Genomic DNA, 25,878 nt, shown 5'->3' on the forward strand with positions numbered 1-25,878 from the left:
TTACATCGAATCAATCTCAGTGACTGCCCACCAGTTTCCCGCCCATCATCCGCCGCCGATAGGCGCTGTCACGACTGGCCAGCCAGAAGTACAGCGGCGAAGTCACCAGCAGGCCCACCAGCCACGACAGGTCGGCGCCGTTGATGTGCGCCGACACCGGGCCGACGTACAGCGGGGTGTTCATGAACGGGATCTGCACCGCGATGCCGATCGCGTAGGCCAGCAGCGCCTGTGGGTTGTAGCGTCCATAGATGCCGCCATCGACCTGGAAGATCGACTGGATGTCGTACTGGCCCTTGTGAATGGCGTAGAAGTCGATCAGGTTGATCGCCGTCCACGGCACCAGCACCACCAGCAGCACCAGCACCATGTCGACGAAGTGGCCGATGAAGTCCTTCGACGCGCCGACGGCGGCGAAGCAGCAGGCCAGCAGCACGATGATCGAGATCACCGCACGGCTCTTGGCGGTCGGAATCCAGCGATAGGCAAAGGTCTGCACCAGAGTGATCAGCGACAGCACCGCGCCGTACAGGTTGAGGGCGTTGTGGCTGATCACGCTGAGCAGGAACAGCACCAGCATCAGCGGGCCGATCGAGCCAGTGGCGAGCTTGACCGCATCCATGGTGTCCATGCCCACCGGGGTCGCGAGCACGGCGACGGCACCGAAGATGAACGCCAGACTCGAGCCCAGCGCCGAACCCAGATACGTGGTCCAGAACGTCGACGAGACTTTGACGTCGGCCGGCAAATAACGCGAATAGTCGGACACGTAAGGCGCAAACGCGATCTGCCACAGCGCGGCGAGCGACACGGTGGCGAGCCAGCCGGAGAGGTTGAAGCTGCCGCGAGTGAGGAAGTCATCGGTTTGAATGTGGGTGAAGATGTAGCCGAAACCGACGACGATGCCGATCCCCAGCACCCAGGTGCCGATGCGGTTGAGCACGTGGATGAAGCGGTAGCCGATGATGCCGATGATCCCCGAACCGAGGGCACCGATGACGATGCCGACCGGCACCGGCACGCTGTCGACCACGCCGTGCAGCGACTTGCCGGCCAGCACGATGTTGGAGGCAAAGAAGCCGATGTACATGACCCCGGCAATCAGCACCACCAGCAGAGCACCGAGCGAGCCGAACTGCGCGCGGCTCTGGATCATCTGCGGAATGCCCATCTGCGGGCCTTGCGCCGAGTGCAGCGCCATCAGCACGCCGCCGACCAGATGACCGACCAGAATCGCGACGATGCCCCAGACCAGATTCAAGTGGAACAACTGCACGCCCAGCGCGCCGGTGACGATCGGCAACGGCGCGATGTTGCCGCCGAACCACAGCGTGAACAGATCCCTGACCTTTCCGTGGCGATCTTCGGGGGGCACGTATCCTATTGTGTGTTTTTCAATGAGCGGCGCGGATGTTGTTGCAGAGGTGGACATGACGAACTCCAAGGCAAGGATGAGTACGTGGACGTACTTCGGTAAGCGCCGACACGGACGGCGCATTTCTTGTTGAAGCGATCATGTGCAAAGGCCCGGGATAGATAAATTAGTAAGTTTGTTGCTTCAGACCTTAAAAAATATATGCCGCGTGTAATGCGTAGCTCCGGTATGTTCAGGCTTCACTCTGTCCTGGATTTACACAGTTTTGTGGTGAGGGGATTTATCCCCGATGGGCTGCGAAGCGGCCCCTCTTTTGACTTTAGAAACAGGGGCCGCTTCGCGCCCCCTCGGGGATAAATCCCCTCACCACAGACCCCCTGACTACAGACGAATGCCCTAACTACAGACAAATGCCCTGACAACAGATAAATCTCCTCACCACAAAAGCGTTGTCTCACTTGCAGAGGTTTTTATATGGCCGCCTACAACCTGCGCCAGCTCAAATACTTCGTCACCACCGCCGATTGCGGCAGCGTCGCCGAAGCCTCGCGCAAGCTCTATATCGCCCAGCCGTCGGTCTCCACCGCGATCAAGCATCTGGAAGAAAGCTTCGGCGTGCAGCTGTTCATCCGCCATCACGCCCAGGGCGTGTCGCTGACGCCCAGTGGTTCGCGTTTCTATCGCAAGGCGCTGGAATTGCTGCGAGTGGCGCATGAGTTCGAGCAGAACGCGCTGGCGGACAACGATGTGGTCTCGGGGCAGATCGATATCGGCTGTTTCGAAACCGTAGCGCCGTTGTACCTGCCGCGTCTGATCGCCGGTTTCAAGCAGCGTTGGCCGGGGGTGGAAATCCGTATTCGCGATGGCGAACAACAGGAACTGGTGCAGGCGCTGACCGCCGGCAGCATCGATCTGGCGATGCTGTTCGAGCACGACCTCGACAGCACCATCGAAACCACTTCGCTGATGCCGCCGCAGCAGCCTTACGCCTTGCTACCCGCCGATCATCGTTTTGCGCAACAGGCGAAAGTCTCGTTGCACGATCTGGTGCTGGAACCGATGATCCTGCTCGACGTAGTGCCCAGCCGCACCTACTTCGTGAGCATCTTCGAAGAACGCGGACTGACCCCGCATATCGTCTTCAGCTCGCCGTCGATCGAGATGGTGCGCGGCATGGTCGGGCGTGGGTTCGGCTTTTCGATTCTGGTGACCCGGCCGTTCGGCGAGTACACCTACGACGGGCAGAAAGTGGTGTGCGTGCCGCTGGCGGAAACCGTGACCGGCTCGGGCTTGTCGGCAGCCTGGCTGCGTCGGGTGCAACTGACCAAACCGGTGCAGTTGTTCGTTGATCATTGCCGTGAGGAATTGGCCCGACTGTACGCCTGAACGTGCGTCGAGCCGTGTTTCAAGCGCGGATAAAGGCCAGCATCCGCTGCAGCATCGCATCGCAGGCATCGAGTTGCGCACGACTGACGAACTCATCGGGCTTGTGCCCCTGGTCCATGCTGCCGGGACCGCAGACCACGGTGGAAATGCCCGCCGCATCGAACAGCCCGCCCTCGGTGCCGAACGCCACGGTGCCGAATTCCTGTGAGCCGCAGAACGCTGCAATCAGCTCCGCCGCCTGACTCTGCGCATCGGTGGCCAGGCCGGGATAGGCCGACAACTCACTGAAACGAATCGCGCTGTGCTCACTCACTGCCCGCATGCGCGGCAGCACTTGCTGCTCGGCGTAGGTTTGCAACTGCTGCGCGACCAGGGTCGGATCCTGCGAGGGCAGGGCGCGGATTTCGAAGTCGAAGCGGCAATCGGCGGGCACGATATTCAAGGCCTTGCCGCCGCTGATCACCCCGGTCTGCACCGTGCTGAAGGGCGGGTCGAAACGCGCGTCGTGATGCTCGGGCGCCTTCAGTTGCTGGCCGATGCGCCCCAGCTCGCCGATCAGCTCGGCGGCGTACTCGATGGCGTTGACCCCCAGCGGCGCGTAGGCCGAATGGCACGGATGACCGTGCACGTCGCAGCGCATCGCCAGTTTGCCTTTGTGGCCGAGCACCGGTTTCAACTCGGTCGGTTCACCGATGATGCACAGCAGCGGTTTGACCGGCCGCTGCTCCAGCTCGGCGAGCAACGAGCGCACCCCGAGGCAGCCGACTTCTTCGTCATAGGACAGGGCGATGTGCACCGGCATGCGCAGGTCTGCAGCGACCAGCGCCGGCACCAAGGCCAGCACGCAGGCGATGTAGCCCTTCATGTCGGCGGTGCCGCGCCCGAACAGCTTGCCGTCGTGCTCGCTGAGTTCAAACGGCGCTACTGTCCATGGTTGACCATCGACCGGCACCACATCGGTGTGCCCTGAGAGCACGATGCCTGGTTGCTCGGCCGGGCCAATGGTCGCGAACAGATTGGCCTTGCTGCGCTCGGCGTTGTAGATCAGCTCGCACGGCACATCGAAGCCAGCGAGGTAGTCGCGCACGAACTCGATCAGTTGCAGGTTGGATTCGCGGCTGGTGGTGTCGAAGCCCACCAGCGTCCTGAGCAACCCGACGCTGTTCATCGATCATCACCGGCAACGCCATAGCCCGGTGCCTTGGCCGGGTCGAGTGCGCGGTCGATGTAGTCCTGCAACTGCGGCTGATAGGCGTCCCAGAGTTTTTGCAACTGGCCGATCGGGTCTTCGTCGGCCCAATCGATGCGCAAATTGACGATCGGCCAGGTCTGTTCGCCGACCACGACCACGGCTGCCGAATGCACGGGACCTGCCTCGCCACCAAGGGCCTGGCCGGCGTGCAAGGCCTTGAGCAGGCGATCGGCCAATTGGCCTTCGCCGTCTTCAAAGGCGCGGACCATCGCCTCGATTACCGCACGCCCGGCGAGCATGTTGCCGGCGGCCACGCATTGTTCGCCGGAGACCGCGTTGTGCACGCCGAGGGTTTGCGCGCCGCTGAAATGCGCGGTCTGGCCGAGGTGGTTGATCGCGGTGATTTGCCGGTATTGGCTGTAGCCGTTGCGAGTCAGCACCTGGTCCAGCGCAGCGTCGGGCGCCTGACCTTGTTCCATCAATGCGAGGACTTCCGGGCCGAGGGAGGGCAGAGTGATGTTCTGGCTCGACACCGCGCCGACACCCGGCAACAGCCACGGACAACGCGCGCCGACGGCGATGCTGGAGGAACTGATGGCGACACCGAACTGGCCGGTTTCGGGGCAACGGGCTGCGATTGAAAAGGTCATCTGTTTACTCCTTGTGTGTCTTGACTGGCCTCATCGCGAGCAGGCTCACTCCTACCTTGAAATGCGTTCCCTTGTAGGAGTGAGCCTGCTCGCGAAGGCCGCGACTCGGTCTTCCGACTTACTCGGGAATCACCGCCACCACATCAATCTCCATCAGCCACTGCGGCTGCCCCAGTGCCGACACCACCAGCCCGGTGGAGATCGGGAACACGCCTTTGAGCCACTTGCCGACTTCCTGATACACCGGCTCGCGATAGCGCGGGTCGATCAGGTAGGTGGTGGTCTTGACGATGTGGCTCATGTCGCTGCCGGCTTCTTCCAGCAGTTGCTTGACGTTGCGCATCGCCTGTTCGGCCTGCGCACGCGGATCACCGAGGCCCACCAGATTACCGTCGAAATCGGTGCCGACCTGACCTCGGACGTACACCGTGTTGCCGGCGCGTACGGCCTGGCACAGGTCGTTATCCAGCGTCTGATTCGGGTAGGTGTCCTTGGTGTTGAACATACGGATGCGGGTGTGGGTTGGCTTGCTCATGTACAGCTCCAGACTGAGTGTTCAGCGGCGCACCGGGCACCGCCGCGAAAGAGGGCAATCAAGCGTCGACGGTGCCGACGGCTTTGCTGTGAATCTGCGCATGCAGGGCGGCTTCACGCTGCTCGGCATCCTGGTAGTCGAGGTATTTGCGCTGGGTGGCGATGTGATCGGCCACGTGTTTGGCGTCGTGCCACACGCCCCAGATAAACGACGAGCCACGGCGCGACTGCCATGGCAGCCCAAGGAAATACACCCCCGGCTCACTGGACACGCCACGCTGATGCTGCGGTTTGCCCTTGTCGTCAAACGCTGCGACCTGCAGCCAGGAATAGTCCACGGCGAACCCGGTGGCCCAGATGATCGAAGTGATCCCGGCCTTGGCCAGATCCAGATCGAGCAGCGGATTTTTCACGCAATCGGGATCCGCATAGGTTTCGCGTGCTTCGGGTTCTTCCGGCAGGTCGAGACCGTTGCGCTCGATGTAGGCATCGGCGGCATCCAGCAGCGCCAGATAGTTCTCGTCACCGCGCTTGAGGTTGTCGCGCAGGTCCTGCTTGAAGGTCACCACGCCGTTATTGAACGACTCGGTGACGCCAACCAGGGTCATGCCGCGATGGGCCAGACCACGGAAGTCGATGGTGCGCCCGCCATGCGCGCCGCTGACCGCGATGGTCACGTGCTCGCGGCCGGGTTTCATCGCTGCCTGATCCCACTCGCCGAGCACCCCCAGCCACCAGCAGAAATCACGGTTGCGATAGGCACGCGGTGGACGGTCATGCGCACCTACCGACAGGTACACCTGCTTGCCGGAGCGCTGCAGTTCATCGGCGATCTGCACGCCTGACGAACCAGCGCCAACCACCAGCACTGCGCCTGCGGGCAGTTGCTGCGGATTGCGATAGTCGGCGGAGTGGATCTGCAACAGACGCGGGTCTTGCGGGGCGATCGGCGGGATCACCGGGCGCTGGAACGGGCCGGTTGCCGCGACCACGCGGCTGGCCTCGATCACGCCTTCGGAGGTCTCGACGGTGAAGCCCGGACGCCCGACATTGCGCACCACGCTTTTGACCTCGACCCCGGTGCGGATCGGCGCGTTGAATTTCTTCGCATAGGCTTCGAAGTAGTCCGCCACGCGCTCCTTATGGGCGAAACCGTCGGGATCGACATCATCGAATTCCAGCCCCGGGAAGCGGTCGTGCCACGCCGGACCGTTGGCTACCAACGAGTCCCAGCGCCCGGTGCGCCAGCGTTCGGCGATGCGGCTGCGCTCCAGCACCAGGTGCGGCACGCCGAGTTTGCTCAGGTGCTCGCTCATCGCCACACCGGCCTGTCCGGCCCCCACGACAAGCGTGTCTGTTTTTATTATTTCAGTGGTCATTTCTACATCCTTCCTGGCAAGGCAAGTGGATTCGGATCGCTTCAGGCTTGTCCGTTTTGCTTGCGGTCAGACTAGGCAGGAGGGGGGTATCGGTAAAATATTATTAAGCTGGGATGTGAATACAAATTGCTGAAGCAGAAGGGGCGAAGCCAGTAAAAACGCGGCTTGCAGGACAGGGGGAGGGTTGTCCCGGGCAGGAAAACCCGGGACAGGAAGGTGAAAATTCACTTTAAGGAGGGGGAGCGTCGCGTCAGTTACCGTCGGCGACCTTGCGTTCGATCGCATCGGTCTTACGCTTGAGCTCCTCGGTGTCCTGTTCCATGACGCGGGTGGAGGTGGGGGTAATCACCTCGTCCACGGCGCGGGTGTCGTCGTCGCTGTCCTGCAGATCGCGGTTCACCACATCCACCGGTTTGCCCGAGGAGTCGAGCGGTGGCGCGTTATGAGGTGTTGCAGGCTTGATATCGTCGGTGCTTTTCATTTTTCATACCTCCATTGACCTACAACGTTGGATACGAAGCCATGACGGGAGTTCGAGAAATTTCACGGGTGACCGCAGCCGCCCTCGGCTGTGCGTTGCTGATCGCTGCCAATTCAACTCAAGCCGCCAGTTTTGACTGCGGCAAGGCAAAATCCATGGACGAAAAAGCCGTTTGCGCCAACCGCGCCTTGAACGACCTGGACGTCACCATGGGCGAGCTGTTCAGCCTCGATAAACGCCTGCTGCCGATGGGCGGGCGTGATGCTCTGATCGGTGAGCAGCAGGACTTCCTCAAAGGCCGCAAGGCCTGTGGCGCGAAGCTCGATTGTTTGACCGATCTGTATCAGAAGCGGGTCGTTGCGCTGCGCAGCATCATCGAGACGCGGGTGATGACGCAGGGGCCGTTTTGACCCGCTGCGTTTGTCTGGTCAGGGCATGCCGTCAGAGCAAACTCCACGACACCCCGACATAAACCCCCAGCCCTTCACCCGGCGTAGACCGCGCCGCATCCAGGCCCTTGTCGTCATACCCCGGCGTGACCGTCGCGGCGTAGTGCTTATTGGTCAGGTTGCGCAGGTCGAGCCAGGTTTGCCAGTCGTTTTTCGGCGCGTTGTAGCCGACGGTGGCGCCGAACAATGCGTAGGGATCGGCGTAGTAGCTGTTGGCGTAATCCACTGCGACCTTGGACACCAGTTGCGTGTTGACCGCCGCGAAGAAGCCCTGCGGCCAGTCGTGGCGCAGTTCGCCCTGGTAATAGTGCATCGGCAGGCCGGGCAGGCGGTTGTCGCCGAAACGCTGGTCGTCGCGGTAGTGGAAATCGCTGAAGGTGTAGGCCTGGCGCAGGCTCAATTTACGTCCGTCGGCGGCTGACCACAGCGTGCTTTGCAGGCTGGCTTCCACGCCTTGGTGCACGGTGGGGCTGGCGTTGAGTTCGTACGGGGTGACGGCGTTGGCGTCCGGCAGTACCGACAGCAATTCGTGGCGCACCTGGGCGTAGTACCACGCCAGGCTCCACTGGCCGAGGGTGCTGTCGCCGCGACCGCCGAGTTCGAGGGTGGTTGCGGTCTGGTTCTGCAGTTTGATCGGGTCGCTCTGGGTGCCGGTCGCCGCGCCGTTGCCGGCCGGGAAGCGGATGTTCGAGCTGTAGATCAGCGACCACGGGTGCGGTGCTTCGACCGAACGGCTGAGGTTGCCGAACAGTTGCAGGTCCGGCGAGACCTGATAGCGCAGGCCCAGACGTGGCGCGTAATCCCAGTCGTTCAGGCTGGTCTTGCCACCGCTTTGCGGGTAGGTGACGGCGCTTTCGCGGCGGGTGTAAATGGCGGCGAGGCCGGTGGTCAGCCACAGGTCGTCGGCGATTTCAAGGTCGTTGCCCACGTGCAGCACGGTGTCCGAACCCTGATAGGTGAAGTTGCGCATGCGGGTGCCCGGCGCATACGCGGCGGTGTTGCCGGACGGGATGCGCACGAATTCACTGGCGCCGTCGTTGGGCAGGTGTTTGGTGGTGCGCAGGCCCACGGTGCTGCGGCTTTCCATGCCGAACAAAGTGTCGCGACGCTTGTAGTCGAACGTGCCGCTGACGTCGGTGTAGGCCACTTTCAGACGGTTCGGGCCTTCGCGCAGGTCCATCGGGTAGTCGTGATAGACCAGCCCGGTCTGAATACTGGAATCGTCGTCGATGTAGTAGGTGGTCTTGTTGCCGATGAAGGTGCTGCCCGGTTGTTTGCGGCTGTCATCACGCGCCACGTAAGCCGGGTTGGCCGCCCTTGGAGTGTGCTCGATCGAGTGTTTGGTCACGCGGCCGGCGAGATCGTTGTCGGTCTCGCGATAGCGGAAGTAGAAGCGGGTTTCCAGGTTCGGATTGAAGCGATAGCCGAAGTTGGCGATCACGCCTTTGCTCTCGCTGGCGGTGTGATCCTGATAGCCGTCGGCGTTCGCATCGGTCAGCGACACGTAGTAATCGAAGTCGCCCAGCACTTGCCCGGAACTCACCTGACGCTGCTGATAACCGTGGCTGCCGGTGGCATAGCGCACCTGCAATTTCGGCGCGTCATAGCCGGTGCGGCTGACGTAATCGACAGCGCCGCCCAGTGCCAGTGCACCGCGATCAAAGCCGTTGGCGCCGCGCAGCACCTCCACATGGTCGAGCCACAGCGGTTCGAGCAATTCGTAGGGCGTACCGCCGGGGCCGGTCAGCGGCAGGCCGTCGAGCATCGTGTACAACCCCGAGGCATGCGCGCCCGGTGCGCGGTTGATCCCCGAACCACGGATCGAGATTTTTACCCCTTCATTACCCGCCGACTGCGCGTAGACCCCGGGCTGATACGCCAGCACATCCTGATTGCTCGCCACACGGCCCTGCAACGGCTGGCGCATGTCGACCACATTGCTGCCGCCGGGCACCTGCGCCAGACGCGATTGGGCCTCGGCTACAGAGGCGTCGGCGTCACTTTGTTCTTCAGCCGAAATCAGCACCTGTCCCAACTCCATGCTTTTGGGTTCCTCGGCCATGACCGGGCAGGCGAGGGCCAGGCCCAGCAGGGCAGAGGGCAGGGATGTGGGCGACGGCATCGAAGAAACTCCAGGCAGACAGGAACGGGCATTGAACAGTGCGACGCAAGAAGGAACGACGGAAACACATGGCAATTTTGCTTTTTTAACGGGGCGCTGCGTGGCAGGTGGGGGCAGGATGGCTCAGGAGGCGGCAGTCAGGGCCATACACGCAGACGACTGGCCGCTTCTATCGCGGCCAGTCGTCCGGCGTATATCTGGTTCAAGCAATTTTCAGCGCCATGAGAATGTCCAGCGGTGTCTGGGCAAATGCCCGGGCCTGTTCGGTCATCTCGGCAAGGTTTTCTTCGGCCGTCAGCAGCGGCTGGTCACCCTTGTGCAGCACTTCGCCCTGATCACCGATGACGGCCCACGCCAACTGCGCCCAGTCTTGCGGGTCGGTCATGCCTTGCTTGATCGAAATCAGGAACAACTGCTGCACGCGGCTGATCGGTACGCCACCGCCGGTGACCGGACTGGCCAGCACCTGAATGTTGCTGTTGAACAGGGCGCGCTTGCACAGTTGCAGGTTGAGGGTGTCGCAACGTTCCTGCACCTGCCTTTCGGCGGCTTCGCTCTGGCACGGGGCGGCGACGCCCATGCCGATCAGCACGGTGACAGCCTGCACCAGGTCGTCGTAAGACACGGAGCCGACAGCCATCGACAACTGCTGCAGGGTTTTCGGTGCGTAGGCACTGGCGGCGAGCGCTTCGAGCACCGGGCTGTAAATCTCTGTTTGCAGCGCAGCCTCGCCGGCGGGACCAGTGACCGTGCCGGGAATGCTCTCAATCGCTTGCAGCAGGACAAAACGGCTTCTCAGCAGGCCATCGCGTTGCTCGGCGGCAGACAGCCGATTGGCGCCACGTACGTACAGATCCCGGCGGAAGTTCTGATTGATGAAGTAGTCGCGCGCCTGTTCGCGCATGATCGGGTGCTCGATACCTTCCAGAAAGTCCATGCCTTCTGCACTCAGATTCAGCGCAGCCACGGTGTCCAGCGGTACGGCCGTGGTGGCGTAGTCGAGTTTGGCTGCGGTCATGGCATCGACCACGTCGATGAAATACATGCAGTCCCAGTTGCGATTGAAATACTCGTGGGCCACGTACTGACGGTTCTGGCCCTTGATGCTCTGCAACTGGGCACCCAGGGCCGGCGCCGCTCTGGCGTACTTCGGATTGGCCGCCAGCAGCGTTTCGGAAAACTCCATCGCGGCATCGATGCGTTTGGCCGGGCTGGTCGAGGCCTGGCTGGCAAAGCGATTGTGCAGGCTGAACAGATTGCGCAGGGGCGCCGAAGGCGACCAGCCCGGGAAGCAGTTGTAGCTGACGTATAACATGCCGCCGGGCTTGAGGTGGCGACGGGCGAACTCGACGATCAGTTGCTGATTGTCGCGGCTGACCCAGGACCAGATGCCATGCAGGCTGATGCTGTCGAACGCCGGCAGATCATCGCGGGCCAGCAGTTGCTCGAAGCTGTCGTCATACAGACGGGCCTGGCTGGTCCAGTCGTTCGCCAATGCGATGGCATGCGCGGCCTGAGATGGCGTGAAGTCGGTGCCAACGTAGTTGCCCGGGTTGGCGGCGGCGTGGATGTTGATGGAAACACCCTGGCCAAAGCCCAGTTCGCAGTGGTAACCGCCGGTGTCTTCGAGGGTGGCAAAACCGCGCAACAACAAACAATAACGCTGGAACACCGGGTTGATTTCCCGGCTATACGAGTAGGTGTAGCCCTCGTCGGTGAAATACCCTTCGTTCCAGGCATTGCTCATGTGCGCATCCTTTATTTCGAGAGAGAAAGAGCGCTCTTATAAGGGCTTGGCATTGCACACGACAAGCGAAAAAACACCTCGGTGACCTTTACCCTTGCAAAGGCACGTACACGTCCGTCTGCCATTGCTCCTGCGGCGTCTGTGGAAAGACGCTCAGGTAATGGAAAAACAGCGGATGATCACGTAATTCCTCACCGCTGGCCGGCAGCCAGTCGCGGTAGACGGGATAGATGGTTTCGCCAATGTGATCCGGTGAACCCACATGCCGAACCACCACACAACGTCCGCCGGGGATGACCGTTTCGCGTACGCCAAAGGTGTTGGGCGCCACGGCTTCGTCGATCTCGCCACAGATGGCGAAGCGAAAATCCTCTGCAGGTGTGGTGTCGGGGTTGTTGTAGGGAATGCCGAAGGTGCGACTCGAGGCCACGGGCGACTGCCCGCTGTGCACGCGCCAGGCGATGAATGTCTGCACGCTTTGTTGAACCTCCCCCGGCGCGCCGCGGTGCTCAAGCGCGGCGACCCGCACGGATGGGAAGTCGATGATTCTGGTTTGCATGATGACGCTCCTGGAAAAGTGAGGGATGGCGAATACCGCATTCCAGGTCTGCCAGTTCGGTTGCTTCCTGAAGGCGCTCGGCGTCATGCCGAAGTCGCGCCGAAAGGCGCGGCTGAACGCTTCCGGACTTTCGAAACCGGCGCCATACGCTGCCTCCAGTATCGAATGATCCGGCTGCGCGGCCAGCCGATGTGCAGCCCGGCGCAAGCGCATCAGCTGCACGTAGCGCGAGACTGGCACGCCAACGAACGCGCTGAATTGCCGATGGAAGTGAAACACCGAAAAGTTCGCCAACTGACTCAACGTATTCACCGACAGGTCACCTTCGAGATGGGCATCGATGTAGGCGAGCACGCTGTTGAAGCGCCGGGTATAGGCGCGGTGGGTCGGCAGGTCGGACACGGGTTGAAAGCTCCTGGAAGTGCGGTCTGCTATAGCCTCGTCGATTTCCGGGTCGGCACGCCTAGCCGGGTTTGCTCAAGTGTCACTCCGACAGGGGCGCGTGTGGAGTCAGCGGCCGTGCGCCGCGTCCGCCAGTTGCCCGGTATCGACCCGCACGAACACCGAATCGCCCACCGCCGTCAGCACTTCTCCGGCGTACACCTCGCAGATCACCCGAGTTTTGCGCCCGACGTCGCCTTCGACCCTGGCGCGCAAGGTCAGGGTGACGCCCATCGGTGTGGGTTTGATGAACTTGAGGCCGAGGTTGCCAGTGACGCAGTCGATGCGCGGCAGGCTGCCCGGTGCACGCTGTTCGGCGCGGTAGTGGTAAGCCATCGCGGTCCAGTTGGAGTGGCAGTCGACCAGCATTGCCAGCAGGCCGCCGTATACCAGGTCCGGCCAGCCGCAGTATTTGTCGTCCGGCAGGTGTTCGGCCATGACGTGCACGCCGTCCTCGTGCCAGTAGCTTTTGACGTGCAGGCCATGGGGGTTGCGGCTGCCGCAGCCGTAGCAGACGCCTTCGGGGGCGGCGAGGTCTTGCAGAGGCGTTTCGGAACGGGTCATGGGTCTGATCATCCTGAAGTGGTGAGCCCGGTCAGGCGCAGGCGGTTGCGCCCACCGCGCTTGGATTCGTAGAGCGCGGCGTCGCCTTGTTCGATCAATGCCGCGAGGCTGGCCGGTGGCTGGTTGAACAGGGTGGCGCCGATGCTCAGCGTCACCGGTTCGGCGGTGGGGAAGGTCTGGGCGGCGCTGCGCTGAAATTGATCGCGCAGGGCATCGCCCAGTCTGACGATGTGATCACTGGGCGCGTTGCTCAGCAAAATCACGAACTCGTCGCCGCCCAAACGGGCGGCCAGCGCCTCATCGGTGGTCTCGGCGCGGATCATTTCGCTCAACGCCACCAGCAAACGGTCGCCGGCGCTGTGGCCGTACTGATCGTTGACCGATTTGAAGTTGTCGATATCGATCAATAGCAGGGCGCCGGGATGCGCCGCAGACACGCCCCGCAGCAGGCCCGGCGCGCGCATGTCGAGGGCGCGGCGGTTGTAGAGCGCGGTCAGTGGATCGCGGGCGGCCAGTCGGGCGATCTGCTCCTCGCGCCGGTAGCGTTCGGTGCCGGTCATCGACAGTGCAATGAGCATGATCGCCATCGCGCCCTCGACCAGCGAGATCTGGATGATGACGCCACGGAATGCAGCCAGGTCGATCAGCGTGCCGGGGATCACCACGGTCAGGGCCTTGGCCACATAGAAGATGCCGTGACCGAGCAGCACATAGCGCAATTGCACCGCACCGACGCTCAGCGATTTGCCATGCGGGCGCAGCAGCAAACTGGCCTTGAGCGTCGAGGCGGCAACCAGCAGCGAGTTGGCAGCCAGCATGACTTTCGACCACAACGGCCCGTCCGGCAGCAACAGCAAAACCAGCCAGGTGACGAAAATCAGGTACCAGGCGCGTGACAGGCGGATCTGCGTAAAGCGCGCCACTCCCAGCAGAAACAGGAAGTGCGCGGTCACCAGCAAGCCGTTGGCGAACCAGATGCCGATCAGCAAAAAGCCGTTGCTACGCAGCAGAGCCAGGGTGGAACCGACGGTGATGGTGGCGAAACCGGCGCTCCAGAACAGCAGCGAAGGCTCACGAATGCTGCGCCACTCGACCGCCAGATACAGCGCGGCAGCGGCTGCGAGAGCGATCGAGATGGTCAGCATCGTTGGTGGGTCGAGCGGCATTTCCGGGGGAGCCTGTCAGAAGGTCGGTAAGGCCGCCGATTGTAAGCGTTCGGGGCCGTTTTGGCAGGCGCCGCATACGATCGTCACCGACCGGCGTCCACGCTCATTCGTGAGGCGTGAGCCAGGTGTCGACGACCCGTCGATCCAGTTCTTCCCAGTACGCCATGCCCAGCACCCGGGTGGTGTTCAGCCCGCGCAGATAGCCACGCAACTGATTGGCGGTATCGCGCTTGAGCTGCGCATCGGTGATGTCCTTGTCCAGCAACACGTTTTCGTACTGCACCAGGTATTCCGCCACCCGCTCGCGAAAGTCGGGCAAAACCGCGTCGCGGATCAGGTCAAAGGTTCTCAAATCGGCTTCCTCACTGTTGTTTTAGTCATTGGGGATGAGTGTGTACCCGTCTTTATCGTGCGCAACTATCGCTAGAAGTAATAGTGACCATCACGAAACGCAAGTTCAGCTTTGCTGGCAATAGGCGGAAAATTGCCCTCATTGAAAACGCAGCTCAAGGAAATTGCGCGATGAAGACACTGACCCGACTGGCGCTGACCGCTCTGCTGATGAGCGGCATGGTAGCCACGGCACCGTCTTACGCCGACGACGCCTGTGCGTGTCATCTTCAGCCAATCGCCGGCAGCAGCGCGACTTTGCAGCATTCACAAACCGTGGGTGTGTTGTACAGCGAAAACACCCGGGAAAACCTGCAATACCTGACGCGCTACCACGATATGGCGCTGCACGGGGCGAAGGATGCACTGGATCCGCGAATTCGCGCAGCCTTTGTCAGCAGCTCCGACCCGGAACTGGCGATCGACTGGTTGCTCAGCTCGTTGCAACGCCAGTTTCTGTCGGTGACCGTTTACGACGACCTTGATGCGCTGATTCAGGCACACCCGGACATAGTGGTGAAACTCGACACCTTCAACCGCTTGCTGACTCAGCAGAACAGCCTGTACGAGGCGCATTTCATCGCGCGTTTCTACGATGCCGACCTGCAGTACATCGGCAAAGCCGAGGGCTCGGTGGAGAAACAGATTTCGTCGGTCTGGGTACACGACAAAGCGGCGCACGAGATTGCCGCGCAGATCGAGCAGCAACGTGACCTGCAACTCAATGCCTTGAAGCAGTTCGATGCCTCGCTCAAGGCGCTGGTGGCTTCCAGCTGAACACTCAAAACCAAAAGGGCAGCGGCGGCGCCGTGACGCTGAATCGCTGCCAGATGAACCGAACCTTTATTTTCAGGATGACCCCGATGCGTGCTTTGTTTGCCCCGACCCTGGCCGTTGCTTCCTTGCTGCTCGCCGGTTGCGCCTCCGCACCGAACGACCCGACGCTGACCTTGCAGACCAACAAGACTCCGGCGCAATACGCCGATTGCGTGGTGCCGAAGCTGCAGGGCAGTGCGCTGAACCCGACCGTTTCGCAGACCCAGCGCAGCTACCGGATCGTGGTGCCAAGCAAGGTGTCGGCAGACAACGTGCTGGAAGCCTACAAGGCCGGCAACGGCGGCAAGGTGTTCATCTACGAGCGCCACTTGCTGGCTTCGAACTTCCTGCCTTCCAGTTTTGAACGCGCCGCCCAGGACTGCATCTGACCCGGCTGCGCAACCCGTTTTAACCGAGCTCCTTTGGTTGGCCGCAACCAACCAATACTTTGCCCCGCACCTCATTCGGTTGCGGGGCTTTTTTTGTCTGACGTTTGCTGCTGTGGCGACGCCGACAATCGACCGCTCGCCCGGAGTCGTCGGCTTCTTGCACCGTCATATTGAAACATGGTTGTGTAGTACAACTAAATTTCAGCGGTGATGTGTCATGAGTATCCCTTCAGCCTTGATCGAAGAAATCCGTACAGCGTCGCGCACGATGGTGCGTGAGTTCGGTTTCCTGCGCGCCACCTTGGCGGCGACCGACTATTCCGCCTCCGGCGTGCACGCCTTGCTGGAAATCGAGGCCGGGGACGGCGTCAGCGCTGCGCAACTGGCGCAAATCCTTGGCCTGGAAAAATCCAGTGTCAGCCGCATGGTCGGCAAACTGATCAAGGCCGGGGAGATCGAGGAGCGTGCTGCCGAGGACGCCCGGGTCAAGCATCTGCACCTGACATCGCAGGGCCGGCAGACCGTCGCCGACATTCATGCCTACGGCCAGGCCCAGGTCAGCAAGGCACTGGACACGCTCAATCCGTCGCAGCAACAGAGCGTGGCGCAGGGCCTTTCAACCTACGCGCATGCGCTCAAGACCATCCGCCTGGGTGCTGACCGGCCGCTCGCGCCGAATCTGCACATCAGCGCCGGCTATCGCCCCGGCCTGATCGGCCGCGTGGCGCAAATGCATGCGGATTATTATTCGCGACATTCCGGTTTCGGCGCGATCTTTGAAAGCCGCGTCGCCAGTGGAGTGGCGGAGTTTGTCGGGCGCCTCGATCAGCCCTGCAACCAGATCTGGGTGGCGACGCTTGATGAGCGCATCGTTGGCTCGATCGCAATCGACGGCCAGGATCTGGGCAGCAATCAGGCGCATTTGCGCTGGTTCATCCTCGACGACGGCTGCCGCGGCAGTGGCGTCGGCCGGCAACTGCTGAGCGCGGCGGTGGAGTTTTGCGATCAGCAGGGTTTTGATGCGATTCAGCTCTGGACCTTCAAGGGCCTAGACGCCGCGCGCCGACTGTACGAAGCGGCCGGGTTCGAATTGACCATGGAAGTGCCGGGCAGTCAGTGGGGCAGCGTGGTGACGGAACAGCAGTTCACCCGTGCAGCCGCCTCACGTTGAAGGTTGATTCAGCGTCATCACGTAGGCGCTGAACATGTCCGCCAGCCGGTTGGCGAAAGCCGTGATTTCCAGATCGCTGCGCACAGTCCCGGAAAAGTCTGGACGAGGGCAAACCGCTACAAACGCATGCCCATTTCGACAGCCCGAGTCTCAAAGCCGAACTCCGCATACATCCGCGCTGCACGGTTATTGAACGGCCAGACGGTCAAACGCAGATCCTGGGCATCCTGTTCGATCGCCCAGTTTTTCACCAGATTCATCAGCCCACGGCCGATACCCTGTCCCGAAAACTGTTCGGCGACACACACCGAGCCGATGCGAACGACATTCTGCGGTTGCATCAACGGCCCTGAACTGGCCGACAGGCTGGCCGTGATAAACGCCGCAGGTTGATCGTCGACATGGGCGATGAACACAACGTGACCGGGTTTCTCGAACAGCGCTGACCAGTGGGGCAGGTCGCGGGAAAATTCCGCGGTGGGCGGGGCATAGATGTCGGGGCGGGCAGTGTGATGCACGTCGTTAAGCAATTGCCCCAGCTCACACATGCTCAACGCGTCTGCGCCCGTCGCGGTGCGGTAAGTGATTTGTTCCATGTCGTGCGGTGCTCCTTGATTACGCGCAAGCCGCGAACGGCGCTGTTGATCGTTATTGTTCCAGCCAGTCAGGATAGATCTGCACAAAGTGCTGCTGCAGCCATTCGACAAATACCTGAACTTGCGCAGCCAGGTGCGTGCGGCTGGGGTACAGCAGTGATACCGGGCGCGGGGTGGGCCGATAGGCGCTGAGGATTTCCACCAGGGTGCCGCTGGCCAGGTATTCGGCCACGGTGATGCCTGGCGCCTGAATGATTCCAAAGCCCGCTACGCCGCACTGCACGTAGGCATTCGACTCGGTGACGGTGATGCCGGCGTTGCTGATGAACGCGCGGTCTTTGCCTTTGACCGAGAAGTGCCAGGGCAATGTCCTGTTGTTTTGGCCGGAAAGAAAATTCACCCCGCGATGGGCATTCAGATCGTCGAGTGTCCGCGGTTCGCCGTGTTCCTGCAGATACTCGGGGGCTGCGCACGTGACCATGGTCGCCATGGCGATCGGGCGAGCGATCAAGGTCGAGTCCGGTAACTCGCCAATTCGTAACGCGCAGTCGATACCTTCACCGATCAGGTCGACCGCCCGATCAGTCACGCCCAGCACCATGTCGATCCCGGGGAAGGCGCTGGTGAAGGCTTTCAGGTTTTTGATGAAGTCCAGTTGCGCGAACGCGGTCGGGATATCGACCCGAAGCCGGCCTTCGAGCGTTGCTCCGCTGCGGTCGAACATCGAAGTGGCGGCCGAGATATCCGCGAGAATTTCCTGCACTCGCTCATAGAACAGTTGGCCTTCGGTGGTGAGCGCGACTTTTCTGGTGGTGCGCTGAAACAGACGCACACCCAGGGATGTTTCCAGCTCCTGGATGTAACGGGTGACCTGGGGGCGCCCGATGTCCAGCGATTCGGCGGCTTTGGTGAAGCTGCCGAGCTCGGCAAGCCGAGCGAACAGTCGCATCGATTGCAGCAATTCCATGATCGGGACCTGACGGAATTCAATTGTTGCTTGAGGATAGAATAATCATGTGCCTTTTTGCGTATTTATTGCGCGAGGCCAACAGCGAAAGATGTGCCCAGGCAAACCCTTGGTGGTTTGCAGCCATTGATCCGTTTTTGGAGATTCGCAATGAAAGCCTGGTTACTGAAAGATTTCGGCCTCGACAATCTGCACCTGGAAGAGACAGCGACCCCGCAGCCACAGTCCGGCGAATTGCTGGTAAAGGTCGGCGCCGTGTCCCTCAATTTTCGCGACAAGGCGATTGTTGACGGCATCTACGAGCCGCACATGGTGCCCAAACCGTTGATTCCGGTGAGCGACGCAGCGGGCACCGTGGTCGCGGTGGGTGACGGCGTCAGCCGCTTCAAGGTCGGCGATCGGGTCAACTCGCATCTGTATTCCCGCTGGCTGGATGGCGAGCCGGGGCCGAATGAACCGGACTACTGCTTTGGTTCGCCGTTGCCCGGCGGATTGGCCGAATACATGATCATCCATGAAGACAGCGCCGTTGCCGCGCCGGACAACATGAGCGACGAAGAGGCGGCGACGCTGCCGATTGCTGCGCTCACGGCGTGGTACTCACTGGTCGACTTTGGACAGATCCAGCCCGGCCAGACCGTGCTGGTTCAAGGCACGGGCGGGGTGTCGATTTTTGCCGTGCAGATCGCCACGGCGCTGGGCGCCAAAGTGATCGCCACATCGAGTAGCGAGCACAATCTGCAAGCCGTGAAGGAACTGGGAGCGGTCGCGGGCGTGAACTACAGAACGACACCGAACTGGGCCGATGAAGTGTTGCGGCTGACTGACGGCAAAGGCGTGGATCTGCTGCTCGACGTGGCCGGTGGCAACGGCATCAATCAGTCGGTTGCAGCGACCAAGGCTTCCGGGCGCATTGCACAGATCGGTTTTTTGACCGGGCAGACCGTTGCACTCAATCTGATGCCGCTGATTTTCCGCCAGACCACCATTCGCGGTATCGCCGTGGCACCGCGCTCATCCTTCGACCGGATGAACGTCTTCCTCAACCAGCACAAGATTCGCCCGGTGATCGATCAGGTGTATCCGTTCGAGAAAGCGCGCGAGGCGTACGAGCATCTGGCGAAGGGCGCGTTTGGCAAAGTGGTGATCAAAGTCGCCTGATATAGGCACAGGGCCAAGCAACGGGGCTCAATGCGATTGCGCCAGACCCTGTTGCGCCTTGGCTCTGGCAATCGAAAACGCCTTCGGCAAATTGGCGCCATTCTTCGCGGCCAGGATCTCGGCCATCACGCTGACCGCGATCTCCGCCGGTGTCTTGCTGCCAATGTAGATGCCGATTGGCCCGTGCAGCCGTTCGAGTGATGCCTGGGTCTCACCGAAATGCTCGATCAGACGTTCGCGGCGCAGCTGACTGTTGCGCCGCGAACCGATGGCGCCGATGTAAAACGCCGGGCTGTGCAGGGCCTCGAGCAGTGCCAGATCGTCGAGTCGCGGATCATGACTCAAGGCGACGATACAGGTGCGCAGATCGACCGCGAAGTCGCGCACCACGTCATCCGGCATGCCGATGATGCGCTCCACACCGTTCACCGCCCAGGTGTCGATGTATTCGGCACGTGGGTCGCACACCGCGACCTTGAAGCCGTTGAACAGCGCCATGGTCGCCAGATACTCGGCCAGCGCGCCGGCACCGATCATCAGCAGCCGATACCCCGGCCCGAGGGTATTGAGCATCTGTTGGCCGTCGAAACTGAATTGCTCAGGAGTTGCCGTGGCTTGCAGTGTGACGCGACCGCTATCCAGTGCCAGGCAGCGGCGCACCAGTTGCCCGGCATCCAGTTGCACCAGCAGCTCGTCGAGCACCTGCCATGAGGGATTGAACTCCAGAATCAGCTCAAGCGTGCCGCCACAGGGCAAACCGAAACGATGCGCCTCGTCGGCGCTGACGCCGTAGCGCACCACCTCGGGCGCACTGTCCTTGAGGCCGCTGCCGCCATGCGCGGTGGTGTAGCGATCGATCAGGTCCTCCTCGATGCAGCCGCCGGACACGCTGCCGACCACACGCCCGTCGTTACGCAAGGCCATCATCGAGCCTGTCGGGCGCGGCGAAGAGCCCCATGTGCGCGCCACCGTGGCGAGCAACACTTGCTCGCCGGCGGCGAGCCAGTCCCGCGCGGTGCGCAGGACCAGCAAGTCGATGCTTTCCATCAAAGTTCCTCTAACGCATTTGCAGGATGATCGGGCTGCTGCTGGCCGGATCCGTACGTTCACGCAGCTTGTTGACGGCCTGCGGTTCAATGGCACCGCCCTGATTGCCCCAGGTGCTGCGCATGAAGGTCAGCACTTCGGCGATCTCTTGATCCGACAACTGTTCGCGGAAGGCTGGCATGCGATAGGCGTCCGGTACTCCGGCGGCCACCACCCGTTGCGAACCGTTGAGGGTGATGTTGATCGCCGAGGAACTTTCCTTGGCCAGTGCCGACGTGGCGCCGGCCAGCGGCGGCATCCATTCCGACTGGCCCTTGCCGTCCAAACCGTGGCACGAAGCACAGCGCGTGACGTAGGTATGGGCACCGGGCGCGTCCAGACGTTCCGTCGCCGAAACCGTTTGGTACTGCCATGGCTGGCCGTCGCGCTGAGGATCCCCCGGCAATGACTTGAGATAGCGGGCGATCGCGGTCAGATCGTCATCGCTCATGAACTGCGTCGAGTTGTTGAACGCCTCGGTCATTGAGCCATAAACCACTGCATGTTTGTTACGCCCGGTCTTGAGGAACTGCACGATCTCCGGCTCACTCCAGCGGCCCAGACCGGTGTTGTGATCATCACGCAGGCTTGGCGCGTACCAGCCATCGAGCAAGGCGCCGGCGAGGTACGGCGTGGCGGATTCATCCAGAGCCTTCTCGTTGAACGCCAGACCGCGCGGCGTATGGCAACTGCCGCAGTGCCCGGCGCCTTGCACGAGATAAGCGCCGCGATTCCACACGGCATCCTGCGACGGTTTGGCCACGTAAGGTTCGGTATCGGCAAACACACCGTTCCACAACGCAATCGGCCAGCGCAGGTTCAACGGAAAAGGAATCGCACTCGGGATATTCGCCTGCTTGACCGGTGCCACGCCTTTCATGAAAAACGCGTACAGCGCTCGCACATCGTCGTCACTGAGCTTGGCGTAGGACGGGTAGGGCATCGCCGGGTACAGACGACGGCTTTCAGGTGCCACGCCGTGGCGCACCGCACGGTCAAAGTCCGCCAGGCTGTAGCGACCGATGCCGGTTTCCGGCTCCGGGGTGATGTTGGTCGCGTGGATCGCGCCCAGTGGTGTGGCCATTTCCAGGCCGCCAGCGAACGGCGCACCGCCCGGCACGCTGTGGCACGCCACGCAATCGCTGAGTCGGGCGACGTATTCGCCACGAGCGACCAGCGCCGGGTCGATATCGGCCACGGCGGTGTGGTTGTTTTCAAGGCGCGAGACAGGCTCGCGGGTGACATACCAGGCCAGCAGGCCTGCCGCGACCAGGCACGGCACTGCCAGCCAGCCAGCGGTTCTTGCGAATCGGCTGTTATTCATGGACGCTCCGGCGCTGATCAAGTGAAGGTGTGTCGGCTCATGGGCAGGCTGCGCACCCGTTGCCCGGTCAGCGTTGCCACCGCATTGGCGACGGCGGGCGCGACAGCGGGCAACGGTGGTTCGCCGATGCCGCCCATTTTTTCCCCGCTCTCGACAACACGCACGTGGACCCGGGCCATCCGCGCAGGCGGCAGGATCGGATACAAGTCGTAGTTGCGCGCGCGCGGTTTGCCATCAATCCACACGGCTTCCTCCACCAGGGTCTGCGACAGGCCCAGCGCCACCGCGCCATTGACCTGTGCTTCGACAATCGCCGGATTGACGATGCTACCGGGGTCGATCGCCTGCCAGATGTCGTGCACCTTGACCTGACCGTGCTCGATGGAGACCTCGGCGATCACCGCCGTCTGGGTCCCGAACGGCGAAGCCATCGCCACGCCTCGCGCACGTTTGCTGCCGTCCGCCGCGGTGAACGGCCCACGCTTCCAGCCACCCGACAGCTCGCCCACTGCGTGCAGCAGCGTAGTCAGTCGTGGGTTGTCGCGCAGCAGATGCAGGCGCAATTCGAACGGGTCCTTGCCGCCCTTGTCGGCCAGTTCGTCAAGGAACGATTCGTAGAAGAAGTCGTTGAGCGAATTGCCCACCGAACGCCAGTAACCAAGCATCGCCGGGCCTTTGGCGTAGATCTGCGCGATGCGCTTGTTGGGGATCGCATAGGACTTGCCCGACAAGCCTTCAAGCGCCGTCGGGTCGAGTTTTTCACCCTGTTTGCCGGCCAGCGCCTCGGTCGGGCCTTCGGTGGCGCTGATCGCTTCGATTGCCAGCGGCCAGCCGTCATTATCCAGCGCCGCACGGAAATTCACCGCTGCCACCGGACGCAGCACATCGCGCAGGAACTCTTCTTCGCGGCTCCAGATCAGTTTGACCGGGCGGCCAACCGCTTTCGATAACTCGATTGCCTGCGGGTAGGGACTGGCGGCGTCGTAGAGGAAATGCCGACCGAAGAAGCCCCCGAGCAATGGCGAATGCAAGGTGATGCGCGACGGGTCCAGCCCGGTGCGTTTGGCGATGTCGGCACGGAACATGTCCGGCGCCTGATTCGGCAGCCAGACTTCCAGCGAACCGTCCGGATTGAATCGGGCCAGCGCCGACGGCGGCTCCAACTGGCCATGGTTCAGGTACTGGTTGTGGTAGGTGGCGTCGATCCGGGTCTTGGCACTTGCCAGAGTTGCAGCCACGTCGCCTTCATTTTCATCATCCCTGGCCGGGCCTTTGTCGTCAGCCAGGCGCTTAAGCCAGGCGTCACTGGAAAAGTCCGCAGGCATCGAGCGTACCTGGCTGTCGGCTGTGGGTTCCTGCCAGTCGACCTGTATTGCTTCCACTGCACGTTTGGCGTGCCACCAGCGCTCGGCGACCACGGCCACGGCCCCCGGCAGGCGATGCACGGAATGCACGCCTTTCATTGCCTTGACCTGCTCTTCGTTGCGCAGGTTACCCACGGTCATGCCCAAACGCGGGGCATGTTGAACGGCGGCGTGGAGCATGTCGTCGACCTTCAGATCGATGCTGTAAAGCGCCTTGCCCGTGGACTTGTCGTAGGCATCGACGCGCTTCACCGGTTTGCCGATCCAGCGGAACTGGCTCGGATCACGCAGTTGCACCGAGGCCGGATCGGGCACCGGCAGATCCATGGCGTGCTCGGCCAGTTCGCCGTAGGCCAAGGATCGCCCCGACTTGGCGTGCACGACTTTGCCGGGTTCGGTGCTCAGTTCACCCACCGGCACCCCAAGTTTCTGCGCACCGGCCTGCAGCAGCATGGCGCGGGCGAGGGCGCCGAGGCGGCGCATCACCGGGTAACTCATGCGCACCGACATGCTGCCGCCGGTGATGCGCATACCGTTTTCCATCACCACATAGGCTTCGCCGGGCGGCGCGGCTTCGACCAGGAATGTCGACGGGTCGGCATCCAGTTCTTCACCGACGATCTGCGCCATCGCGGTGAACGTACCTTGTCCGCCTTCCATGAACGGGCAGAGCAGGCGCACGCGGTTGTCCGGGCGAATTTCCAGAAACGCCGGTACCTGCGTGCCACGCTCGGCAGTCGCGGCCGCCACTGCCGCTTGCACGCGAGTCGTGCCCAGCGGCAGGCCGAAACCGAGCACCAGTGCGCCGACGGCGGTGCCGGTCAGAAAACGTCTGCGCGACACATTGATCGGTTCATGCAGAGCCAGTGCTGATGCTTCCTGGGACGGATCGATACGCACGTTCATCAGGCATCTCCCTTGCCGGCCAGCTCATGCACGGCGGCATGAATGGCGTTGTACGTGCCGCAGCGGCACAGGTTGACCATCGCCGCCTCGATCTGCGCGTCACTTGGCTTGGGGTTTTGCTTGAGCAGCGCCGTGGCCGCCATCACCTGCCCGGACTGGCAGTAGCCACACTGGGCGACCTGCAGATCAACCCAGGTCGAGACCACCCGTTTACCGACATCATCGGCCTCGATCGCCTCAATGGTGGTGACCTCGCGGCCGACCACGCCGGCCACCGGCGTGACGCACGAGCGCACCACGTTGCCGTCCACCAGCACGGAACAGGCGCCGCACTGCGCCAGTCCACAGCCGTATTTGGTGCCGGTCATGCCCAGATCATCGCGGATCACCCACAGCAGGGGCGTATCGGCGTCGGCATCGACCTGATAGGTTTTCTGGTTGATTCGTAGTTCCATGGTTCACCCGCTCGATCATCGGTTGACGTGCATTTTTATAAGCGGTGAAACGCTGCGTGGCGCCTCACCGGTAAAGCGTGTTCTTTGCTCAACTGGCCGCGTTGCCCAGTGCTTCTGCGGCGAAGGGGTCGCCACGCAGCAGCGCGATGTCCCGACTGGGTGCGGTGCCGTACAGGCGTGCGTATTCGCGGCTGAACTGCGAGGGACTTTCATAACCGACCGCAAATGCCGCTCGCGAAACGTCCAGACGCTCCATCAACATCAGCCGGCGCGCCTCGTTCAGTCGCAGCCACTTCTGGTACTGCAGCGGGCTCATGCCGGTGAGTTGGCGGAAGTGATGGTGAAAGGTCGGTGCGCTCATCTGCACCCGCGCCGCCAGTTCATCGATGCGCAGCGCCTCGGTGTAGTTGACCTTGAGCCAGTCGATGGCTTTGGCGATGCGATAACCCTGGCCATCGACGGCCGTGATCTGCCGCAGCCGCGCGCCTTGATCGGTATGGAGCAGCCGATAGTGGATTTCCCGCAGCACCAGCGGCGCCAACACCGGGATCGCCTCAGGCTCGTCGAGCAATGCCAGCAGGCGCTCGAGCGCGCCTTCCAGAGCGGAAGACATGTTGCCAATGCCAGCGCCGGTGTTCATCGACGGCTGCCGTTTCGCAGGCAAGCCACCTTTGCTGAGGATCTCGGCGAGCATGCCGACATCCAGCTTCAGCACCAGCCCGACACAGGGCTGTTCGGGGCTGGCTGCAAGCACTTCGGAGTTGGCGGGCAGATCCAGCGAGGTGACCAGAAACCGCGAAGGGTCGTAGCGGTAACCCTCACCGCCGACCCACAAACGCTTTTCCCCACGGCCCACCAGAATCAGGCTCGGCTCGATCATGCACACGGTCGGTGGCGCCGGCTGATCGCGACGAAACAGCGACAGGCCGGCTATCGAAGTGGCGAAGTCGCCCGCTACGCTCACGCGCGAGTCAATGTTCAACGCCAAAGGTGATTCGTGGCGCAGCGGGGTAGGGATCATGTCGGCAACTCCTGTTGAACGAACTCTAATCCGCTGCACAGGCGATTCCTATACACCACCCTGCATCCTCAGAGGATCAGGCAAGCATTCAAGAGGAATGCACTAGGGCAGAGGTGAATCGACCGGGAGAATGTGTCAAACCATTACAGGAGAGCCGCGATTCGACAACGCGATCCTCGCACCGTGA

25 protein-coding genes are annotated in these 25,878 nt (G+C 62.0%); 6 read left to right on the forward strand and 19 right to left on the reverse strand.

The window, feature by feature from the left end; genetic code table 11:
• Nucleotides 1–16: 16 nt before the first annotated feature.
• Nucleotides 17–1,432 (reverse strand): cytosine permease, encoded by a 1,416-nt coding sequence (locus KCG87_RS20180; protein WP_096796404.1) that lies wholly within the window; start codon nt 1,430–1,432, stop codon nt 17–19.
• Between the two features lie 417 nt (nt 1,433–1,849).
• On the opposite strand from KCG87_RS20180, the gene KCG87_RS20185 reads away from it, so the two are divergent.
• Nucleotides 1,850–2,761, forward strand: coding sequence for a LysR family transcriptional regulator (locus tag KCG87_RS20185; RefSeq protein ID WP_210558748.1), 912 nt, complete (start codon nt 1,850–1,852; stop codon nt 2,759–2,761).
• A gap of 19 nt (nt 2,762–2,780) precedes the next feature.
• Here the strand turns inward: KCG87_RS20185 and argE are convergent, their stop codons facing one another.
• The 5 genes from argE to KCG87_RS20210 form a co-directional block, all read right to left on the reverse strand.
• On the reverse strand, nt 2,781–3,929 hold the full coding sequence (gene argE / locus KCG87_RS20190) for an acetylornithine deacetylase (RefSeq protein WP_210558749.1): 1,149 nt from the start codon (nt 3,927–3,929) through the stop codon (nt 2,781–2,783).
• Nucleotides 3,926–4,603 (reverse strand): DUF1028 domain-containing protein, encoded by a 678-nt coding sequence (locus KCG87_RS20195; RefSeq protein WP_134786662.1) that lies wholly within the window; start codon nt 4,601–4,603, stop codon nt 3,926–3,928. Before KCG87_RS20195 ends, argE begins: the two co-directional genes overlap by 4 nt.
• 118 nt (nt 4,604–4,721) lie before the next feature.
• Nucleotides 4,722–5,138 (reverse strand): RidA family protein, encoded by a 417-nt coding sequence (locus KCG87_RS20200; protein WP_003225869.1) that lies wholly within the window; start codon nt 5,136–5,138, stop codon nt 4,722–4,724.
• A 58-nt stretch (nt 5,139–5,196) separates the two neighbouring features.
• A complete protein-coding gene (locus KCG87_RS20205) occupies nt 5,197–6,516 on the reverse strand; it encodes an NAD(P)/FAD-dependent oxidoreductase (protein ID WP_210558750.1) in 1,320 nt (439 codons plus the stop codon).
• A gap of 250 nt (nt 6,517–6,766) precedes the next feature.
• Nucleotides 6,767–6,997 (reverse strand): hypothetical protein, encoded by a 231-nt coding sequence (locus KCG87_RS20210; protein WP_096796409.1) that lies wholly within the window; start codon nt 6,995–6,997, stop codon nt 6,767–6,769.
• A gap of 41 nt (nt 6,998–7,038) precedes the next feature.
• Here KCG87_RS20210 and KCG87_RS20215 point away from each other — a divergent pair, with 41 nt between their 5' ends.
• Nucleotides 7,039–7,407, forward strand: a complete 369-nt coding sequence (locus tag KCG87_RS20215; protein WP_098964352.1) for a hypothetical protein — start codon at nt 7,039–7,041, stop codon at nt 7,405–7,407.
• Nucleotides 7,408–7,438: 31 nt separating this feature from the next.
• Here the strand turns inward: KCG87_RS20215 and KCG87_RS20220 are convergent, their stop codons facing one another.
• The 6 genes from KCG87_RS20220 to KCG87_RS20245 all read right to left on the reverse strand — a co-directional run bounded on the left by KCG87_RS20220 (nt 7,439) and on the right by KCG87_RS20245 (nt 14,397).
• Entirely contained in the window at nt 7,439–9,568 is a 2,130-nt protein-coding gene (locus tag KCG87_RS20220; protein WP_210558751.1) for a TonB-dependent receptor, read from the reverse strand.
• A 202-nt stretch (nt 9,569–9,770) separates the two neighbouring features.
• Nucleotides 9,771–11,315 (reverse strand): class I SAM-dependent methyltransferase, encoded by a 1,545-nt coding sequence (locus KCG87_RS20225; RefSeq protein WP_210558752.1) that lies wholly within the window; start codon nt 11,313–11,315, stop codon nt 9,771–9,773.
• An 88-nt stretch (nt 11,316–11,403) separates the two neighbouring features.
• Nucleotides 11,404–12,276, reverse strand: a complete 873-nt coding sequence (locus KCG87_RS20230; protein WP_098964347.1) for an AraC family transcriptional regulator — start codon at nt 12,274–12,276, stop codon at nt 11,404–11,406.
• 108 nt (nt 12,277–12,384) lie between these two features.
• A complete protein-coding gene (locus KCG87_RS20235; protein ID WP_098964346.1) occupies nt 12,385–12,879 on the reverse strand; it encodes a thioesterase in 495 nt (164 codons plus the stop codon).
• A gap of 8 nt (nt 12,880–12,887) precedes the next feature.
• Entirely contained in the window at nt 12,888–14,045 is a 1,158-nt protein-coding gene (locus KCG87_RS20240; RefSeq protein ID WP_098964345.1) for a GGDEF domain-containing protein, read from the reverse strand.
• Nucleotides 14,046–14,148: 103 nt separating this feature from the next.
• On the reverse strand, nt 14,149–14,397 hold the full coding sequence (locus KCG87_RS20245; RefSeq protein ID WP_027613011.1) for a hypothetical protein: 249 nt from the start codon (nt 14,395–14,397) through the stop codon (nt 14,149–14,151).
• 170 nt (nt 14,398–14,567) lie between these two features.
• Between KCG87_RS20245 and KCG87_RS20250 the strand changes: the two genes are divergently transcribed.
• The 3 genes from KCG87_RS20250 to KCG87_RS20260 all read left to right on the forward strand — a co-directional run bounded on the left by KCG87_RS20250 (nt 14,568) and on the right by KCG87_RS20260 (nt 16,811).
• A complete protein-coding gene (locus tag KCG87_RS20250) occupies nt 14,568–15,212 on the forward strand; it encodes an ATPase (RefSeq protein WP_135296037.1) in 645 nt (214 codons plus the stop codon).
• Between the two features lie 86 nt (nt 15,213–15,298).
• The gene (locus KCG87_RS20255) at nt 15,299–15,640 is read left to right on the forward strand and encodes a hypothetical protein (protein WP_095136448.1); all 342 of its coding nucleotides are present in this window, start codon (nt 15,299–15,301) and stop codon (nt 15,638–15,640) included.
• A gap of 217 nt (nt 15,641–15,857) precedes the next feature.
• A complete protein-coding gene (locus KCG87_RS20260; RefSeq protein WP_210558753.1) occupies nt 15,858–16,811 on the forward strand; it encodes a helix-turn-helix domain-containing GNAT family N-acetyltransferase in 954 nt (317 codons plus the stop codon).
• 116 nt (nt 16,812–16,927) lie between these two features.
• Here the strand turns inward: KCG87_RS20260 and KCG87_RS20265 are convergent, their stop codons facing one another.
• Nucleotides 16,928–17,407, reverse strand: a complete 480-nt coding sequence (locus tag KCG87_RS20265) for a GNAT family N-acetyltransferase (protein ID WP_098964342.1) — start codon at nt 17,405–17,407, stop codon at nt 16,928–16,930.
• Between the two features lie 52 nt (nt 17,408–17,459).
• Complete coding sequence (locus tag KCG87_RS20270) at nt 17,460–18,356, reverse strand: LysR family transcriptional regulator (protein ID WP_178083245.1); 897 nt, start codon at nt 18,354–18,356, stop codon at nt 17,460–17,462.
• 168 nt (nt 18,357–18,524) lie between these two features.
• Between KCG87_RS20270 and KCG87_RS20275 the strand changes: the two genes are divergently transcribed.
• Nucleotides 18,525–19,535: an NAD(P)-dependent alcohol dehydrogenase gene (locus KCG87_RS20275; protein WP_097090345.1), complete on the forward strand. Its 1,011-nt coding sequence runs from the start codon at nt 18,525–18,527 to the stop codon at nt 19,533–19,535.
• Between the two features lie 27 nt (nt 19,536–19,562).
• Here the strand turns inward: KCG87_RS20275 and KCG87_RS20280 are convergent, their stop codons facing one another.
• From KCG87_RS20280 to KCG87_RS20300, 5 genes are all read right to left on the reverse strand, one after another.
• Nucleotides 19,563–20,582, reverse strand: coding sequence for an XdhC family protein (locus tag KCG87_RS20280; protein ID WP_134786652.1), 1,020 nt, complete (start codon nt 20,580–20,582; stop codon nt 19,563–19,565).
• 10 nt (nt 20,583–20,592) lie between these two features.
• Nucleotides 20,593–21,945 (reverse strand): cytochrome c, encoded by a 1,353-nt coding sequence (locus KCG87_RS20285; protein ID WP_134786651.1) that lies wholly within the window; start codon nt 21,943–21,945, stop codon nt 20,593–20,595.
• A gap of 17 nt (nt 21,946–21,962) precedes the next feature.
• The gene (locus tag KCG87_RS20290; protein WP_210558754.1) at nt 21,963–24,215 is read right to left on the reverse strand and encodes a molybdopterin cofactor-binding domain-containing protein; all 2,253 of its coding nucleotides are present in this window, start codon (nt 24,213–24,215) and stop codon (nt 21,963–21,965) included.
• A complete protein-coding gene (locus KCG87_RS20295; protein WP_027613020.1) occupies nt 24,215–24,670 on the reverse strand; it encodes a (2Fe-2S)-binding protein in 456 nt (151 codons plus the stop codon). The genes KCG87_RS20290 and KCG87_RS20295 overlap by 1 nt, the downstream gene beginning before the upstream one ends.
• Nucleotides 24,671–24,758: 88 nt before the next feature.
• Nucleotides 24,759–25,691, reverse strand: a complete 933-nt coding sequence (locus KCG87_RS20300) for an AraC family transcriptional regulator (RefSeq protein WP_210558755.1) — start codon at nt 25,689–25,691, stop codon at nt 24,759–24,761.
• Between the last annotated feature and the right edge of the window lie 187 nt (nt 25,692–25,878).

It is taken from the genome of Pseudomonas sp. MWU347 (assembly GCF_017947305.1).
Lineage (GTDB): Bacteria > Pseudomonadota > Gammaproteobacteria > Pseudomonadales > Pseudomonadaceae > Aquipseudomonas > Aquipseudomonas putida_A.

Bases quoted from the DNA above. Each gene is read 5' to 3' on its own strand.
- KCG87_RS20180 (WP_096796404.1), bottom strand. From the start codon at position 1,432: ATGTCCACCTCTGCAACAACATCCGCGCCGCTCATTGAAAAACACACA.
- KCG87_RS20185 (WP_210558748.1), top strand. From the start codon at position 1,850: ATGGCCGCCTACAACCTGCGCCAGCTCAAATACTTCGTCACCACCGCC.
- argE (WP_210558749.1), bottom strand. From the start codon at position 3,929: ATGAACAGCGTCGGGTTGCTCAGGACGCTGGTGGGCTTCGACACCACC.
- KCG87_RS20195 (WP_134786662.1), bottom strand. From the start codon at position 4,603: ATGACCTTTTCAATCGCAGCCCGTTGCCCCGAAACCGGCCAGTTCGGT.
- KCG87_RS20200 (WP_003225869.1), bottom strand. From the start codon at position 5,138: ATGAGCAAGCCAACCCACACCCGCATCCGTATGTTCAACACCAAGGAC.
- KCG87_RS20205 (WP_210558750.1), bottom strand. From the start codon at position 6,516: ATGACCACTGAAATAATAAAAACAGACACGCTTGTCGTGGGGGCCGGA.
- KCG87_RS20210 (WP_096796409.1), bottom strand. From the start codon at position 6,997: ATGAAAAGCACCGACGATATCAAGCCTGCAACACCTCATAACGCGCCA.
- KCG87_RS20215 (WP_098964352.1), top strand. From the start codon at position 7,039: ATGACGGGAGTTCGAGAAATTTCACGGGTGACCGCAGCCGCCCTCGGC.
- KCG87_RS20220 (WP_210558751.1), bottom strand. From the start codon at position 9,568: ATGCCGTCGCCCACATCCCTGCCCTCTGCCCTGCTGGGCCTGGCCCTC.
- KCG87_RS20225 (WP_210558752.1), bottom strand. From the start codon at position 11,315: ATGAGCAATGCCTGGAACGAAGGGTATTTCACCGACGAGGGCTACACC.
- KCG87_RS20235 (WP_098964346.1), bottom strand. From the start codon at position 12,879: ATGACCCGTTCCGAAACGCCTCTGCAAGACCTCGCCGCCCCCGAAGGC.
- KCG87_RS20240 (WP_098964345.1), bottom strand. From the start codon at position 14,045: ATGCCGCTCGACCCACCAACGATGCTGACCATCTCGATCGCTCTCGCA.
- KCG87_RS20250 (WP_135296037.1), top strand. From the start codon at position 14,568: ATGAAGACACTGACCCGACTGGCGCTGACCGCTCTGCTGATGAGCGGC.
- KCG87_RS20255 (WP_095136448.1), top strand. From the start codon at position 15,299: ATGCGTGCTTTGTTTGCCCCGACCCTGGCCGTTGCTTCCTTGCTGCTC.
- KCG87_RS20260 (WP_210558753.1), top strand. From the start codon at position 15,858: ATGAGTATCCCTTCAGCCTTGATCGAAGAAATCCGTACAGCGTCGCGC.
- KCG87_RS20265 (WP_098964342.1), bottom strand. From the start codon at position 17,407: ATGGAACAAATCACTTACCGCACCGCGACGGGCGCAGACGCGTTGAGC.
- KCG87_RS20270 (WP_178083245.1), bottom strand. From the start codon at position 18,356: ATGCGACTGTTCGCTCGGCTTGCCGAGCTCGGCAGCTTCACCAAAGCC.
- KCG87_RS20275 (WP_097090345.1), top strand. From the start codon at position 18,525: ATGAAAGCCTGGTTACTGAAAGATTTCGGCCTCGACAATCTGCACCTG.
- KCG87_RS20280 (WP_134786652.1), bottom strand. From the start codon at position 20,582: ATGGAAAGCATCGACTTGCTGGTCCTGCGCACCGCGCGGGACTGGCTC.
- KCG87_RS20285 (WP_134786651.1), bottom strand. From the start codon at position 21,945: ATGAATAACAGCCGATTCGCAAGAACCGCTGGCTGGCTGGCAGTGCCG.
- KCG87_RS20290 (WP_210558754.1), bottom strand. From the start codon at position 24,215: ATGAACGTGCGTATCGATCCGTCCCAGGAAGCATCAGCACTGGCTCTG.
- KCG87_RS20295 (WP_027613020.1), bottom strand. From the start codon at position 24,670: ATGGAACTACGAATCAACCAGAAAACCTATCAGGTCGATGCCGACGCC.
- KCG87_RS20300 (WP_210558755.1), bottom strand. From the start codon at position 25,691: ATGATCCCTACCCCGCTGCGCCACGAATCACCTTTGGCGTTGAACATT.